Source organism: Paraburkholderia graminis C4D1M, assembly GCF_000172415.1.
GTDB lineage: Bacteria > Pseudomonadota > Gammaproteobacteria > Burkholderiales > Burkholderiaceae > Paraburkholderia > Paraburkholderia graminis.
Map to the genome: position 1 here is coordinate 1 of NZ_ABLD01000022.1, position 14716 is coordinate 14716.

General features: G+C 64.2%; 13 protein-coding genes and 1 pseudogene. 7 read left to right on the forward strand and 7 right to left on the reverse strand.

Annotated features, from left to right (window positions below):
- The 3 genes and pseudogenes from BGRAMDRAFT_RS25775 to lpxC all read left to right on the forward strand — a co-directional run.
- Positions 1-695, forward strand: a pseudogene (locus BGRAMDRAFT_RS25775) (cell division protein FtsZ); the annotation flags it as partial.
- 222 nt (positions 696-917) lie between these two features.
- Positions 918-1421, forward strand: a complete 504-nt coding sequence (locus BGRAMDRAFT_RS25780; RefSeq protein ID WP_006051820.1) for a peroxiredoxin — start codon at positions 918-920, stop codon at positions 1419-1421.
- Between the two features lie 295 nt (positions 1422-1716).
- Positions 1717-2634, forward strand: a complete 918-nt coding sequence (gene lpxC, locus BGRAMDRAFT_RS25785; RefSeq protein WP_029971512.1) for a UDP-3-O-acyl-N-acetylglucosamine deacetylase — start codon at positions 1717-1719, stop codon at positions 2632-2634.
- 83 nt (positions 2635-2717) lie between these two features.
- Here lpxC and BGRAMDRAFT_RS25790 read toward each other — a convergent pair whose 3' ends face one another.
- Positions 2718-3203 carry a DciA family protein gene (locus BGRAMDRAFT_RS25790; RefSeq protein WP_006051822.1) on the reverse strand — a complete coding sequence of 162 codons (486 nt, stop codon included), beginning with the start codon at positions 3201-3203 and terminating at the stop codon, positions 2718-2720.
- Positions 3204-3492: 289 nt separating this feature from the next.
- On the opposite strand from BGRAMDRAFT_RS25790, the gene secA reads away from it, so the two are divergent.
- The 4 genes from secA to BGRAMDRAFT_RS25810 all read left to right on the forward strand — a co-directional run bounded on the left by secA (position 3493) and on the right by BGRAMDRAFT_RS25810 (position 9024).
- A complete protein-coding gene (gene secA / locus BGRAMDRAFT_RS25795) occupies positions 3493-6303 on the forward strand; it encodes a preprotein translocase subunit SecA (RefSeq protein WP_006051823.1) in 2811 nt (936 codons plus the stop codon).
- A 150-nt stretch (positions 6304-6453) separates the two neighbouring features.
- Positions 6454-7695: a bifunctional glutamate N-acetyltransferase/amino-acid acetyltransferase ArgJ gene (gene argJ / locus BGRAMDRAFT_RS25800; protein ID WP_006051824.1), complete on the forward strand. Its 1242-nt coding sequence runs from the start codon at positions 6454-6456 to the stop codon at positions 7693-7695.
- A 40-nt stretch (positions 7696-7735) separates the two neighbouring features.
- Entirely contained in the window at positions 7736-8605 is an 870-nt protein-coding gene (locus tag BGRAMDRAFT_RS25805) for an ATP-binding protein (RefSeq protein WP_006051825.1), read from the forward strand.
- Positions 8602-9024 (forward strand): NUDIX domain-containing protein, encoded by a 423-nt coding sequence (locus BGRAMDRAFT_RS25810; RefSeq protein WP_006051826.1) that lies wholly within the window; start codon positions 8602-8604, stop codon positions 9022-9024. Before BGRAMDRAFT_RS25805 ends, BGRAMDRAFT_RS25810 begins: the two co-directional genes overlap by 4 nt.
- 65 nt (positions 9025-9089) lie before the next feature.
- On the opposite strand, the gene yacG is transcribed toward BGRAMDRAFT_RS25810, so the two are convergent.
- From yacG to BGRAMDRAFT_RS25840, 6 genes are all read right to left on the reverse strand, one after another.
- Positions 9090-9287 carry a DNA gyrase inhibitor YacG gene (gene yacG / locus BGRAMDRAFT_RS25815; RefSeq protein WP_029971508.1) on the reverse strand — a complete coding sequence of 66 codons (198 nt, stop codon included), beginning with the start codon at positions 9285-9287 and terminating at the stop codon, positions 9090-9092.
- A gap of 141 nt (positions 9288-9428) precedes the next feature.
- A complete protein-coding gene (zapD, locus tag BGRAMDRAFT_RS25820) occupies positions 9429-10184 on the reverse strand; it encodes a cell division protein ZapD (RefSeq protein ID WP_006051828.1) in 756 nt (251 codons plus the stop codon).
- Positions 10185-10459: 275 nt separating this feature from the next.
- Positions 10460-11062, reverse strand: coding sequence for a dephospho-CoA kinase (gene coaE / locus BGRAMDRAFT_RS25825; protein WP_006051829.1), 603 nt, complete (start codon positions 11060-11062; stop codon positions 10460-10462).
- Positions 11063-11065: 3 nt separating this feature from the next.
- Positions 11066-12019: a prepilin peptidase gene (locus BGRAMDRAFT_RS25830; protein WP_006051830.1), complete on the reverse strand. Its 954-nt coding sequence runs from the start codon at positions 12017-12019 to the stop codon at positions 11066-11068.
- Positions 12020-12046: 27 nt separating this feature from the next.
- On the reverse strand, positions 12047-13276 hold the full coding sequence (locus BGRAMDRAFT_RS25835) for a type II secretion system F family protein (protein ID WP_006051831.1): 1230 nt from the start codon (positions 13274-13276) through the stop codon (positions 12047-12049).
- Positions 13273-14565 carry a GspE/PulE family protein gene (locus BGRAMDRAFT_RS25840; RefSeq protein ID WP_006051832.1) on the reverse strand — a complete coding sequence of 431 codons (1293 nt, stop codon included), beginning with the start codon at positions 14563-14565 and terminating at the stop codon, positions 13273-13275. Before BGRAMDRAFT_RS25840 ends, BGRAMDRAFT_RS25835 begins: the two co-directional genes overlap by 4 nt.
- Positions 14566-14716: the final 151 nt, after the last annotated feature.

Genomic DNA, 14716 nt, shown 5'->3' on the forward strand with positions numbered 1-14716 from the left:
GGTGATGGGACGACAACGCCGAGATGGAACAAGAGCTTCCAAGTGCGCAGACGAGTTGTGAACAACGCAGTTCCAAGCATCGAGGAAATCATCAACGTCGACGATCTAGTGAACGTCGACTTTGAAGGACGTGACGCCGGTGATGGGCGAGCCAGGTCAAGGCGATGATGGGCACGGCGACCGTTGCCGGCGTCGATCGCGCACGTCTCGCTGCCGAGCAGGCTGTTGCAAGCCCGCTGCTGGAAGGCGTCGATCTGTCGGGCGCGCGTGGCGTGCTGGTCAACATCACGTCGAGCCGTTCGCTGCGTCTGTCGGAAACGCGCGAAGTAATGAACACGATCAAGAGCTACGCGGCGGAAGACGCAACGGTGATTTTCGGCGCGGTGTACGACGATGCAATGGGCGACGCGCTGCGCGTGACGGTCGTCGCAACGGGTCTTGGCCGTGCAGCGAAGAAGCAGCAATCGGCACCGATGACGCTGCTGCGCACCGGCACCGACAACCAGCCGATCGCCGCACAACACGGCTCGTACGCAACGCCGTCGCACGCCAGCACGGCGGACTACGGCGCGCTCGACACACCGGCTGTATGGCGCACGTCGCGCGACACCGCGGCTTCGCACGTGCAGGCGCTGCAGGAAAAGGGCGTCGACACGTACGACATTCCGGCATTCCTGCGCAAGCAGGCGGACTGAGCGCACGGGAGGCTTTCGCTGTCCGCGCCGTTTTAGTTTCCGGCGTTGGCGGACGAATGCACGAGCGTGGCGGGTGAACGGCTAACAAGCCGCGTATCGTCGGATTCGCGGCAAGGACAAGTGCCCTCTTCGGAAAACGAAGCGGTTTGGGCAACTGTCGCCGATTCACTGCGACACGATAACGTGCGGGCGATGCTTCGCATCGATGCAAAGGACTGAGCAATGATTCAAGCAGGTGACAAGCTGCCCGACGCAACGCTCTTCGAGTATGTCGAAGACGAGCGCGCGGGCTGCACGATCGGGCCTAACAGCTTCGACGTGCGCGAGCAGACGGCGGGCAAGCGCGTGGTGATCTTCGGATTGCCTGGCGCGTTCACGCCGACCTGTTCTGCCAAACATGTGCCGGGTTACGTCGAACACGCTGAGCAGTTGCGCGCGGCCGGCATCGACGAAATCTGGTGTGTGTCCGTGAACGACGCGTTCGTAATGGGCGCGTGGGGACGCGATCTGCATGCCTCGGGCAAGGTGCGCATGATGGCGGACGGCAGTGCGGCTTTCACACGAGCGCTCGGTCTCGAGCAGGATTTGTCGGCGCGCGGCATGGGAATCCGTTCCCAGCGCTACGCGATGGTTGTCGACGACGGCGTGGTCAAGACGTTGAGCGTCGAGGCTGCCGGCAAATTCGAAGTAAGCGATGCAGGGAGTATTCTCGCAACGTTGAGCTAGTTATCAGCGCGTCGGCGCCTTCGCCTTCGCACGCGGTTATCCGCGTGGCGCAATGGCAACGGTTGCGACGACGCTTTGTGACAGGCCGTTACGCGGGCCGACGACCGGAAACGCCTCCGTTCCGGACGTCGGCCCGTCACGCTTTCCCTCACGGGCGCCCGTTGAAAAAGACGGGTAATGCAGCGAAACAGATTGATACTTTCCGCGCGAAGACGCTGCTTAGGGTTATGGAGTATAATTCGCGCTATGGAATAAAAAGTCCCGATTGGGATTTTCAATCGAGCAAAAGATGACCATGTTGAAGCAGCGCACTATCAAATCAATCGTCAAGACGGTCGGCATCGGCTTGCACTCCGGCCGAAAGGTCGACCTGACGCTCCGTCCCGCAGCGCCGGACACGGGCATTGTCTTTTCGCGCGTGGATTTGCCCACGCCGGTGGACATTCCTGCGTCGGCAATGGCGATTGGCGATACGCGTCTCGCTTCCGTATTGCAGAAAGACGGCGCGCGCGTGTCGACTATCGAGCATTTGATGTCCGCCTGCGCCGGTCTCGGCATCGACAATCTGTATGTCGACGTGACCGCGGAAGAAATCCCGATCATGGACGGCAGTGCCGGCTCATTCGTGTTTCTGATTCAGTCCGCGGGAATTGAAGAACAGAACGCGCCGAAGAAATTCATCAAGGTGACGAAGCCGGTCGAGATTCGCGACGGCGACAAATTCGCTCGCCTCGATCCGTATTTCGGTTTCAAGCTCAAATTCACGATTGATTTCCGCCACCCGGCCGTGGATAAAACCGGTCAGGCGCTGGAAGTCGATTTCGCCAATACGTCGTATGTGCGCGAAATCGCGCGCGCACGCACATTCGGCTTCGCGCATGAAGTCGAGATGATGCGCGAACTGGGCCTCGCGCGCGGCGGCAGCATGGACAACGCGATCGTGCTCGACGAGTACCGCATTCTGAATAACGACGGCCTGCGTTACGACGACGAGTTCGTGAAGCACAAGATGCTCGACGCGATCGGCGATCTGTACGTGATCGGGCATCCGTTGCTGGCTTCGTACAACGCGTACAAGTCGGGCCACGGCCTGAACAACGCGCTGCTGCGCGAACTGCTGGCGCACGAAGATTCGTACGAGATCGTCACGTTCGACGACACGCAAAAGGCGCCGCGCGGCTTCGCATACGAGACGCAGACGGCTTTTGCGTAGGGAATTCGCGTCAAGTCTTCGGTGAAACTTCCGAAGCGGGCGTACGAAAAATAAGCGGCTCATGTGAGCCGCTTATTTTTTGTTCAACGATTTCTCCGATGCCGCGCCGCCATCTTCGCCAACGCTTCGCGTAGAGGCGACGGCGCGAGCGATTCGCTCAACGCATGCAGCGCATCGGCGCCGGCCGGTGTCATGCGCGCCTGCTTGGGCTGCGGCGGCTCCTTGACGGGCTGCGGCCGCACCCGAATGCGCAGCGCATTGACCGGCCAGCCGCGCTGCTGCAAATCCGACAAAAGCCGCGGCTCGAGATGGCGCAGTCGCGCCGCCAGCGCGTTATGCGCGGCGAACAGCGACAGCACGCCTTCCTTGATGAAGCCCGGCTCCACGCTCGATCCCAGATAATCGGGCAGCAGCTCGCGCAAGTCCTTCTCGAGCGCGGCGATCTGCTCGACGCCCGCGCGCAGCGCGGCAAACGCGTCGGTGCGCCTGAGCACCTCGGCGACCGGCTGCGGCCGGCGCACGTTGAACTGCTTGGGCGGCGGCCTTGAAAAGGAAGGAAAACGGCTCATGTTTGACAGTGAGGGCGCGTTCGCACCCGATGTGCGCACACGTCGCGATTGTACCGTGCGAGATGCCCCGCGACGCGCCCGTATGCACGCCGCCGAAGCTCCGCGCGACGGGCGTTGCTGCCCCGCCGAAGTCGCGCCGCGGACACAGGCGCGGGCGGGGGCGCGTGCTAAAATGCCCGATTCGAATTCACTCTTGGACTAAGCCGCCGAGGCCATTCCGACCCCGGAGCGCGCGTGCTTTTAACCGCACGCCGCGACCAGCCGAAGCCGCGACGCAGACACCGATCCGATGACCACCGGTTTTCTACAGAAGATTTTTGGCAGCCGCAACCAGCGGCTAGTCAAGCAATATCAAAAGACCGTCGCGGCGATCAATGCGCTCGAGCCGCAGATCGAGCAATTGACGGACGATCAACTGCGCGCCAAAACGGACGAGTTCCGCCAGCGCATCGCGAGCGGCGAGTCGCTCGACAAGCTGCTGCCGGAAGCCTTCGCGGTCTGCCGCGAGGCGAGCAAGCGCGTGCTGAAAATGCGCCACTTCGACGTGCAGCTGATCGGCGGCATGGTCCTGCATTACGGCAAGATCGGCGAAATGCGCACCGGCGAGGGTAAAACGCTCGTCGCCACGCTGCCGGTCTACCTGAACGCGCTGTCGGGCCGCGGCGTTCACGTCGTCACGGTGAACGACTACCTTGCGCAGCGCGACGCCGAATGGATGGCGCGCCTCTACAACTTCCTCGGGCTGTCCGTCGGCATCAATCTGTCGCAGATGGATCACGACGCGAAGCAGCAAGCGTACGCGGCCGACATTACGTACGGCACGAACAACGAGTTCGGCTTCGACTACCTGCGCGACAACATGGTGTACGAGCCCGAAGCGCGCGTGCAGCGGGGGCTGAACTTCGCCGTCGTCGACGAAGTGGACTCGATCCTGATCGACGAAGCCCGTACGCCGCTGATCATCTCGGGCCAGGCGGAAGACCACACCGAACTCTACGTGCGCATGAACGCGCTGCCGCCGCTGCTCGAGCGCCAGATCGGCGAAGAGAAGGCGGACGGCACCGGCGTCGAAAAGCCGGGCGACTATACGCTCGACGAGAAAGGCCGCCAGGTTTTCCTGACCGAATCGGGCCACGAGAAGGCTGAGCGCCTGCTCGCCGAGTGGGGCTTGATCGGCGAGGGCGAAAGCCTCTACGCGCCGCAAAACATCACGCTGATGCACCATGTGTACGCCGCGCTGCGCGCACACACGCTGTTCTACAAAGACCAGCATTACGTGGTGCAAAACGGCGAAGTGATCATCGTCGACGAATTCACCGGCCGTCTGATGGCGGGCCGCCGCTGGTCGGACGGGCTGCACCAGGCTGTCGAGGCGAAGGAACATGTGAAGATTCAGAGCGAGAACCAGACGCTCGCTTCCATCACGTTCCAGAACTACTTCCGCATGTACGCCAAGCTCGCCGGCATGACCGGCACGGCGGACACGGAAGCCTACGAATTCAACGAGATCTATGGTCTCGAAACGGTCGTCGTTCCGACCAATCGTCCGCCCAAGCGGATCGACAAGCAGGACCAGATTTACAAGACCGCGAAGGAACGCTACGACGCGGTGATCCGCGACATCCGCGATTGCTATGAGCGCGGGCAGCCGGTGCTGGTCGGCACGACGTCGATTGAAAACTCCGAGCTGCTGTCGCATCTGCTGAAGCAGGCGGGTCTGCCGCACGAAGTGCTGAACGCGAAGCAGCATGCGCGCGAAGCGGAGATCGTCGCCGAAGCGGGCCGTCCGAAGCGCATCACGATCGCCACGAACATGGCCGGTCGCGGCACGGACATCGTGCTCGGCGGCAACGCGGAAAAGCAGGCGTCGTTCATCGAACTGGACGAGACGATTCCCGAGGACGAAAAGCGCCGCCGCATCCAGAAGCTGCACGACGAATGGCAGGCGCTGCACGACCAGGTGAAGGCCGCGGGCGGTTTGCACATCATCGGCACAGAGCGTCATGAATCGCGCCGGATCGACAATCAGCTGCGCGGCCGTGCGGGCCGTCAGGGCGATCCGGGTTCGTCGCGCTTCTATCTGTCGCTGGAAGATCCGCTGCTGCGCATTTTCGCGGGCGACCGCGTGCGCGCGATCATGGACCGCCTGAAAATGCCGGAAGGCGAGGCGATCGAAGCGGGCATCGTGTCGCGCTCCATCGAATCGGCGCAGCGCAAGGTCGAGGCGCGCAACTTCGATATTCGTAAGCAACTGCTCGAATACGACGACGTCTCGAACGATCAGCGCAAGGTCATCTACCAGCAGCGCAACGAACTGCTCGAGGCAAACGACATCACGGAAACCATCGGCGCAATGCGTCATGGCGTGATTGCGGACATCGTTCACCAGTTCGTGCCGGCGGGCAGCATTGAAGAACAGTGGGACGTGCCGGAACTCGAGGAAGTGCTGCGCAACGAATGGCAGCTCGACCTCGCGATCCAGGAAATGATCAACGAGTCGAACTCGATCACGTCGGACGAGATTCTCGAAGCGGTGGAGGCTGCCGCGGACGAAGCATACGAGGCGAAGGTCGAACTGGTCGGCCGCGAATCGTTCAGCGCGTTCGAGCGCTCGATCATGCTGCAAACGCTCGACCGTAGCTGGCGCGAACATCTGGCGGCGTTGGACCACTTGCGCCAGGGCATCCATCTGCGTGGCTATGCGCAGAAGAACCCGAAGCAGGAATACAAGCGCGAGGCGTTCGAACTGTTCGCCGCGATGCTCGACGCGGTCAAGCTCGAAGTCACCCGCATCGTGATGAACGTGCAGATCCAGTCGCCGGAGCAGCTCGAACAAGCGGCCGAACAGATGGAAGAGCAGGGCGGCCATCTGGAGAACGTCGAGTTCCGTCATGCGGAATTCGCCGAAGCGTCGGCTGCGGCGCCCGCCGCCGTGGAAGCCGCGACTGCCGCGATGATCGGCGACGCAATGAGCCACGCGTCGTCGTCGCAAGCGGCCTCGGCTGTCGGCGCGGACGGCGTGCCGAAGGTCGGCCGCAACGATCCGTGCCCGTGCGGCAGCGGCAAGAAGTACAAGCAGTGTCACGGCAAGATCGCATAATGCCGAAAGCGGCGCGCCTCTGAGCGCGCCGCGTCGCTTTGCCAGTATGTTGTGGTTGATTTCGCGGTGCTCCGGCATCTTGCCCGAGCCACCAGTTCCGTTTTCCTCGATGCCGGCGCCCGCCGGCATTTTCTTCGACAGGTCGCGACCATGGCTGTCAATTTCCCCTCGATCGATCCCGCTCAACTGCATCCCGTCGCCGGCGTCACGCTCGGCTGGGCGGAGGCGAACATTCGCAAGCCGAACCGCAAGGACGTGCTGGTCATTTCCGTCGACGAAGGCGCGACGGTAGGCGGCGTGTTCACGCAGAACCGTTTCTGCGCGGCGCCGGTCACCGTGTGCCGCGAGAATCTCGAGCGCGTGCGCGCCGGAGGCAAGCCGATTCGCGCGCTCGTGATCAACACCGGCAACGCGAACGCGGGCACCGGCGAACCGGGCCTCGCGCATGCGCGCGAAACCTGCGCGGAACTCGCCCGCCTCGCGGACATCGCGCCGGAACAGGTGCTGCCGTTTTCGACCGGCGTGATTCTGGAACCGCTGCCGGTCGATCGGTTGAAGGCCGGTTTGCCTGCCGCGCTGGCCAATCGCAAGGAAGCCAACTGGTACGACGCCGCGCAGGCGATCATGACCACCGACACGCTGCCGAAAGCCACCTCGCGCCAGGTCACGATCGAGGGCCACACCGTCACGCTGACCGGCATCAGCAAGGGTGCGGGCATGATCAAGCCGAACATGGCGACCATGCTCGGCTTCCTCGCGTTCGACGCGGCGCTCGCGCAGCCCGTGCTCGACGCGCTGGTCAGGCACGTGGCGGACCGCTCGTTCAACTGCATTACGATCGACGGCGACACGTCGACCAACGATTCATTCATCCTGATCGCGTCGGGCAAATCCAGCCTGCCGGCGATCACGTCCACCGACTCGCCCGCTTATGCAGCGTTGCGCGACGCGGTGACCGAAGTCGCGCAGACGCTCGCGCAATTGATCGTGCGCGACGGCGAAGGCGCGACCAAATTCATGACGGTTCAGGTGGAAGGCGGTTCGAGCGTCGGCGAATGCCGCCAGATCGCGTATGCGATCGGCCATTCGCCGCTCGTGAAGACGGCTTTCTACGCATCGGACCCGAACCTCGGCCGCATCCTGGCGGCCATCGGCTATGCCGGCATCGACGATCTCGATGTCGGCAAGATCGATCTGTATCTGGACGACGTGCTGGTCGCGACTGCCGGCGGCCGCAATCCGGCGTACCGTGAAGAAGACGGCCAGCGCGTCATGAAAAAGAGCGAGATCGGCATTCGCGTCGTGCTCGGTCGCGGCAATGCGCAAGCCACGATCTGGACTTGCGATCTGTCGCACGACTACGTGAGCATCAACGCCGACTACCGCTCGTAATCCGGTTCATCACGCGGCCTCGGGCCGCTCATTCATTGTCATGGACAAACTCGAACAGTTTCTGACACGGGCCGAAGCTGTGCTCGTCCGCCTCGAAGCGATGCTTCCGCCCGCCGCGCCTGAAATCGACTGGTCGGCGGCGGTGGCGTTTCGTTGGCGCAAGCGCCAGGGGCGCGGCTATCTGCAACCGGTGCCCGCCATCTCGGACATCACGCTCGACGATCTGCAAAACATCGATCGCCAGAAAGCGCTCATCGAGCAGAACACGCGCCAATTCGTCCACAAGCTGCCCGCGAATAACGTGCTGCTGACGGGCGCGCGCGGCACCGGCAAGTCGTCGCTGATCAAGGCGTGCCTGAACGCGTACGCGAAGGACGGCCTGCGTCTCATCGAAGTGGACAAGGACGACCTGCACGACCTGGGCGACATCGTCGATCTGATCGCGAAACGGCCGGAACGCTTTGTCGTGTTCTGCGACGACCTCTCGTTCGAAGACGGCGAGTCGGGCTACAAGGCGCTGAAAGTCGCGCTCGACGGCTCGGTCGCCGCACAATCGGACAACGTGCTGATTTACGCGACGTCGAACCGCCGCCATCTGCTGCCCGAGTACATGAGCGACAACGAGACCTACAAGCACACGTCCGATGGTGAGATTCATCCGGGCGAGCTTGTCGAAGAAAAGATCTCACTGTCAGAACGTTTCGGGCTGTGGGTCAGCTTTTATCCGTTCAAGCAGGACGACTACCTGTCGATCATCGCGCATTGGCTGCGGCATTTCGGCTGCAACGACGCCGAAGTCGAGGCGGCGCGCGGCGATGCGCTGGTGTGGGCGCTCGAGCGCGGGTCGCGTTCGGGGCGCGTGGCGTGGCAGTTCGCGCGCGACTGGTCCGGCCGGAAAGCTCAGGCATGAGCGACGCTCTGACAAACGCAGCGGGCCGCCCGGTCACAGAGGTTGCCGTCGGCGTGCTCGTGCAGCCGGACGGGCGCTATCTGCTCGCCCAGCGTCCGGCCGGCAAGCCGTACGAAGGCTACTGGGAGTTTCCGGGCGGCAAGCTGGAGGCGGGGGAGTCGGTCGAGGCGGCGCTCGCGCGGGAGTTGCACGAGGAACTCGGCATCGACGTGAAGGCCTGTCACCTCTGGCATACGCTCGAACACGACTATCCGCACGCCTACGTGCGGCTCTTTTTCTGCAAGGTGACGCAGTGGACGGGCGAGCCGCATGGCCGCGAAGGTCAGGCGTTTGTCTGGCAGGCGCTGCCCGCCGACGTGTCGCCGCTGTTGCCGGCCACCATTCCAGTGCTGGAATGGCTCGCGGCGGAGAAACAGTAATCGGGAAAGGAAACGGCGCGGTTGCGGCCACTCGCGCTCAGGTGCGGCGCGCCGTACCGTACCGGTCAATGCGGGTTGTAGTCCCCGTCAGGCGTCTCGTCCGACGACGCTTCCTGATCGGTCCCGCCGATCTTGTACTTCTCGGCGGCCCAGGCGCCTAGATCCATCTGCTTGCAACGCTCGGAGCAGAATGGGCGAAACCGGCTTTCAGGTGTCCAGCGGACGTCCTTTCCGCAAGTGGGGCATTTGACGACGGTTGGCATACGGTCAGGCAACTAGTGCAATTTGAACAGTAACGAATATAAGGGCATTTGGCGCCGCTTTAAAGGCGCGGCCGACCGGGGGGGCGCCTGCTGTACGTATCTGTGAATCCGAATCTGTCCGACAGTCGGAACGGACGGGGCTTACAGGCTGCAAAGCGTGAGCTGGAAGGGCACGTCGACGTCCACCGCGCGCGGACGCAAGTCGCCGTCCTGCACCGTGAAGCGCACCCACAGCATGTACTTGTTCGCGCTGGCCTCGGGAATCACACGCAATTCGGGCGCCACGCGTACCTGCATCAACTGATACGAGCGGCCCGACAGCATTTGCTGATAGCTGCCCGCCATCGCCATGACCTTCGACGCCTGGCCGGACTCCCGTGCAAGCCTCAGCACGATCGTGGCGGCGTCGCGCAGCGGCAGCAGCGGCATGACCCATTTCGCGATGTCCTGACGGCGCTGATCCGGATGAAGCTGCTGCCACGCATAGTACGACGGCAGATCGAACTTGCAGGTGCCGCCCGGAATGATCGCGCGGCTGCGGATGCTCGCAAGCCATTCGTTCTCTGCAAGATGCTGGCCGGTCTTGCCCTGCATCTGCGAAAGCCCCGCCAAGGTCTGCTCGATTTCGCCGAGCACGGCTTCAAGCGCGCTCTGCTCGATTCCCGGATTGCCGCGAAACGGCGCGAGCGTTTGCCGCTGCCGCTCGAGTTCCTTCATCAGATCCGACTTGAGATCCGCGCGACCCGCTACCTCGGAGATTTCGAACAGCGTAGTCAGTGCGACGTGATGTTCCCTGGCGTCTTGCTGCGTCAGAAAGAACGTGAAGCGCTCGAACAGATCTTCGAGGCGCAATAGCGTCCGGATTCGCTCGTTGAAGGGGTACTCGTAAAGGATCAAGCGGGCTCGCCTCGGGCGTGGTCGGTGACGGGAATGCAGGACATTCTAATGCCGTGGGACTACCCTAGCAATCGCGCGCTTTTTGTGCGCGTCTGTGCAAACTTTTCTGCGCGTTTTCGGCGGTTTTCAGCTGCTTCGGCATGCAGACTGTGCCGAAGTTCAACGATTCGCGCCAACGGCTGACGTCAGGCATCGGCGTGCGGTTTTGTCGTCAAAGCGAGATGCCCGCGGCATGCGTGCAGACGCTCGCGCTGCGCCGCTGACTTCTGTGCCGCTTACGCTCCCACGAGCGCAAGGTACGCGCGATGCTGCGCGTCGACTTGCGCCGCCAACGCGGCAAGCGGCGCGTTGTCGTTCACGATCACGTCGTCGGCGGCGGCGAGGCGCGCTTCGCGCGTTGCCTGGCGCGCGATGATCGCAAGCACCTGATCGCGGCTGAAACCGTTGCGGCTCATCACGCGCGAGATTTGCGTCTCCACGCTGCAGTCCACGGCGAGCACGCGATCCACCCGGTTTTTCCAGCTTCCCGACTCGACGAGCAGCGGAACCACGACGATCACATACGGCCCCTTCGCCTCGCGTTGTTCGCGTTCGGTCTCTGCGCGAATCAAAGGATGCGTGATGTTCTCGAGGCGCTTGCGCGCCGCGTCGTCGCTGAAGACGAGTGCGCGCATGCGCGCGCGGTCGAGCGAGCCATCGGCGGCGACGAATGCACTGCCGAACTCGGCGGCGATCTGCGGCATCGCCATGCCTTGCGGCGCGGTGATGCGATGCGCGATCACATCGGTGTCGACGAGCGGCACGCCGTGCGCCGCGAAGAGATCGGCTACCGTCGATTTGCCGCTGCCGATGCCGCCAGTGAGTCCCACCACGAACATGCTTCAGCCTCCGAGAGCCAGATAAAGCGGTGTGCCGAGGAACAGCGTGAGTGCGCCGCCCGCTGCCAGAAACGGACCGAAAGGCAGCGGTTCTTCGAAGCGCATGCGGCCGCGCCACGTGGCCGCGAGGCCGACGACCGCGCCCGCCACGGCGGCCACCAGCACGATCTGCGGCAGCGCGGCCCAGCCGAGCCACGCGCCGAGCGCGGCGAGCAGCTTGAAGTCGCCGTAACCCATGCCGTCGATACCTCGCACCAGCCGGAACAGCCAATGCACGGCCCACAGCACGAGGTAGCCGAAGATCGCGCCCAGCACCGCATCGTGCAGCGTCGCGAACATACCGTTGAAATTGACGATGATGCCCGCCCACAGCAGCGGCAACGTCATCGAGTCGGGCAGCAGATGCGTGTCCATGTCGATCGCGCTCATTGCCAGCAGCGCCGCACACAGCCCGAATGCGGCAAGCGCGGCGAGCGTCGGGCCGAACAGCGCGAGCGCGAGCGCCGCGAGCGCTGCGCTGGCCAACTCGAGCAGCGGATAACGCAGGCTCACGCGCGCCTTGCACGCCGAGCAGCGGCCGCGCAGCAGCAGGTAGCTCAGCACCGGCAGGTTCTCCCACGCGCGCAGCACGTGCCCGCAGTGAGGGCAGGCGCTACGCGGCACCCACAGGTTGTAGCGCACCGGCAGGCCGTCTTCTTCGAGAGCTTCGTCCGTCGCCTCGCTCACTTCGAGACGCCATGCCCGTTCGAGCATGATGGGCACTCTATGCACGACCACGTTCAGAAAGCTGCCGATCACGAGACCGAACACGATTGCAAAAGCGAACTGCAATGCAGTGGGCAGGCTGCCGAATGCCTGGCCGGAGCCGGCCGCGAAATGCGCCGGCAGCAGGCTTGAAAGCGGGCCCGAAAGCAGGCTGGATGAGGTGTCTGGCACGAGTGAATGAGCTGCCTGCATGGATAAACAATGGATTCGGCTGCGATGCTACACCACGTTGCCGAGTTGAATAATGGGAAGATACATCGCGATGACGAGGCCGCCGACGAGCGCCCCCAGCACAATGATGACGAGCGGTTCGCACAGGCTCGACAGCGTGCCGATTTTTTCGTCGACCTGACGATCGGCAAGCGACGCCACGTCGAGCAGCATTGTGTCGATTGCTCCGGACTCCTCGGCAACCGCGATCGGCTGCACGACCTCGGGCGGAAAGCAGCGCGCCGCGCGCATGGCCGCGGCAAGCCGTTCGCCGCGCCGCAGCCTCACCGCGATGTCGACGGTCGCGCGATCGAAAAATGCATTGCCGGTGGCGTGCGTGAGCGAGTCGAACGCATCGGCGAGCGGCGTGCCGGCCGACAGCAAGGTGCCGAGCGCACGGCTCCAGCGCGCGGCACAAAGCGTCGCGAGCAACGCGCCGGCGATTGGCATTTTCAACGACAGGCGCGCGAAGCGGATGCGCGCCGCTTCCGAACGTCGCAGGAGAAACGTCACAGCCGAACATGCGGCGACGATGACTGCGATCGCGGGCACGCTCCACGTCGCGACGCCGGACGACAGCGCCAATACGAATTGCGTGGGCGCGGGCAACCGGGCGCCGAAGCCGTCGAAGATCTGTTTGAAGGTCGGGACGACCCAAACGAGCAACGCTGCGGTGATTGCAACAGCTAGCAGCAGGATCGCGACCGGATACGTCAATGCAGCACGCACTTTTGCGCGTTGCGCGGCGGCGCGTTCGCGGTCGTCGGCGATTCGCGCGAGAACGGCGGGCAAGGCGCCTGCCGCTTCGCCCACCTGCACCAGTTGGCAATACAGTGCGTTGAACTGCGCTGGGTGCCCGTGCAACGCAGCGGAAAAACGCAGACCCGCGGTGATGTCGCGTGCCAGTGCGCCGACGATGCGCGGCATGCCCGCACGGCGCGAGTTTTGCGGCTGAGCCAGCAGATCGAGCGCGGGCGCGAGCGGCAAGCCGGCGCGCAGCAGGCTGGAAAGCTGGCGTGTGAACAGCGTGACTTCGGCGGCATTCGCTTTTGGGCGCGGCGCCGGTCCTTCCGTCTTCAGGTCGGCCAGGAAGACATTCTCGCGCTTCAGAAGTGTCCGCGCAGTGGCTGCGTCCGGTGCGATGAGCACGCCGGTTTTGCGGCTGCCATCGACGTCGACGCCGCGCCATCGGAAGCGCGTATCGGTCGATGCAGGACGGCGCGTTATCGGGGTGCTCACGCCAGCTCCGTTGCCGCAAGCGCTTCGGCGAGGCTCGTGGTGCCGTCGCGCACCAGAGCCAACGCGGCGGCGCGCAGCGTGCCGACCCGTTCGCCGTGCGCCTGCCGCGCGAGTTCATGGCTGCCGGCACGCGCGACGATCAGATCGCGCATGGCAGCGGACACCGGCATGACCTGATGGACGCCGACGCGGCCCCGATAGCCGATGCCGTGGCAAGCGGCGCAGCCTGTGGCCGCATACGGCTGCCAGTCGCCGAGCTGATCGTCGGCGAAACCGGCGGCACGTAGGGCGGCGGCCGAATGTGGCGCGGGCGCCCGGCACGCCGCGCACAGGCGCCGCACGAGCCGCTGCGCGGTCACCATGCGCAGCGCGGCGGCCAGGTTGTACGGTGCGACGCCGATGTCGATCAGGCGCGCGACGGCGGCCGGCGCGTCGTTCGTGTGCAATGTGGACAGCACCAGGTGGCCGGTTTGCGCGGCTTTTACGGCGACGTCGGCGGTCTCTTCGTCGCGTATTTCGCCGACCATGATCACATCCGGGTCCTGGCGCAAAAACGCCCGCAACGCGACCGCGAAAGTCAGCCCGGCCTTCTCGCGCACGCTGACCTGGTTGATGCCGGCTAGCTGGATTTCGGCCGGATCTTCGACGGAACAGAGATTGCGCGCCTCGCTATTGAGCAGGTTCAGAAAGCAGTACAAGGACAGCGTCTTGCCGCTGCCTGTCGGTCCCGTGACGAGCACGAGACCGTGCGGCGCGCGAATTGCCGCATCGACGGCATCGCGCTGCTGCGCGTCGAGCCCGAGCAAGTCGAGCGAAAGATCCGCCGGCAGCGCGTCGAGCCTGCGCAGCACGAGCTTTTCGCCGAACAGCGTGGGCAGCGAGTTGACGCGGTAGTCCTCGAGCCGTCCGGGCGACGTGGCGATACGCAGCCGGCCGTCCTGCGGCACGCGCCGCTCGGCGATGTCCATGCGCGCAAGCACCTTCACACGCGTGATGAACGCGTCTCGCAGATGAGCCGGAGGCGGCGAGATTTCGTGCAGCACGCCGTCGATACGCAGGCGCACGCGCCAGCCGTTTTCAGCCGGCTCGATGTGCAGATCCGACGCATTGCGGCGCGTCGCTTCGCGTAGCGTGTCCGTCAAGAGACGCACGGCGGGGGCGTTGTCTGGATCGTTGAGCGTTGCCGCGCCTGAGTCGGCGGTGAGCGGGTTGGGCTTGTTGCGCGACGCGTTTGCGCCGTCGGTGGGCAGCGGCCGCAGCGATGCGGCGGGTTGAAAAGAAGCTTGCATGAGGAGCCGGCGATGCGCCGCCTGTAGAACACGACGGCTCCAGTTTCCGGCAAGGCGCGTCTGAATGACACTCGGCCATTCGGCTAATGGTGCGCGCTCGGACCTTGTGCGATGCTGTGTGTGCGGGCGGTGAGGCGAGCGGTTGGTCCGC

Coding starts and splice junctions, on each gene's coding strand:
- BGRAMDRAFT_RS25780 (WP_006051820.1), top strand. CDS start 918: ATGATTCAAGCAGGTGACAAGCTGCCCGACGCAACGCTCTTCGAGTAT.
- lpxC (WP_029971512.1), top strand. CDS start 1,717: ATGTTGAAGCAGCGCACTATCAAATCAATCGTCAAGACGGTCGGCATC.
- BGRAMDRAFT_RS25790 (WP_006051822.1), bottom strand. CDS start 3,203: ATGAGCCGTTTTCCTTCCTTTTCAAGGCCGCCGCCCAAGCAGTTCAAC.
- secA (WP_006051823.1), top strand. CDS start 3,493: ATGACCACCGGTTTTCTACAGAAGATTTTTGGCAGCCGCAACCAGCGG.
- argJ (WP_006051824.1), top strand. CDS start 6,454: ATGGCTGTCAATTTCCCCTCGATCGATCCCGCTCAACTGCATCCCGTC.
- BGRAMDRAFT_RS25805 (WP_006051825.1), top strand. CDS start 7,736: ATGGACAAACTCGAACAGTTTCTGACACGGGCCGAAGCTGTGCTCGTC.
- BGRAMDRAFT_RS25810 (WP_006051826.1), top strand. CDS start 8,602: ATGAGCGACGCTCTGACAAACGCAGCGGGCCGCCCGGTCACAGAGGTT.
- yacG (WP_029971508.1), bottom strand. CDS start 9,287: ATGCCAACCGTCGTCAAATGCCCCACTTGCGGAAAGGACGTCCGCTGG.
- coaE (WP_006051829.1), bottom strand. CDS start 11,062: ATGTTCGTGGTGGGACTCACTGGCGGCATCGGCAGCGGCAAATCGACG.
- BGRAMDRAFT_RS25830 (WP_006051830.1), bottom strand. CDS start 12,019: ATGCAGGCAGCTCATTCACTCGTGCCAGACACCTCATCCAGCCTGCTT.
- BGRAMDRAFT_RS25840 (WP_006051832.1), bottom strand. CDS start 14,565: ATGCAAGCTTCTTTTCAACCCGCCGCATCGCTGCGGCCGCTGCCCACC.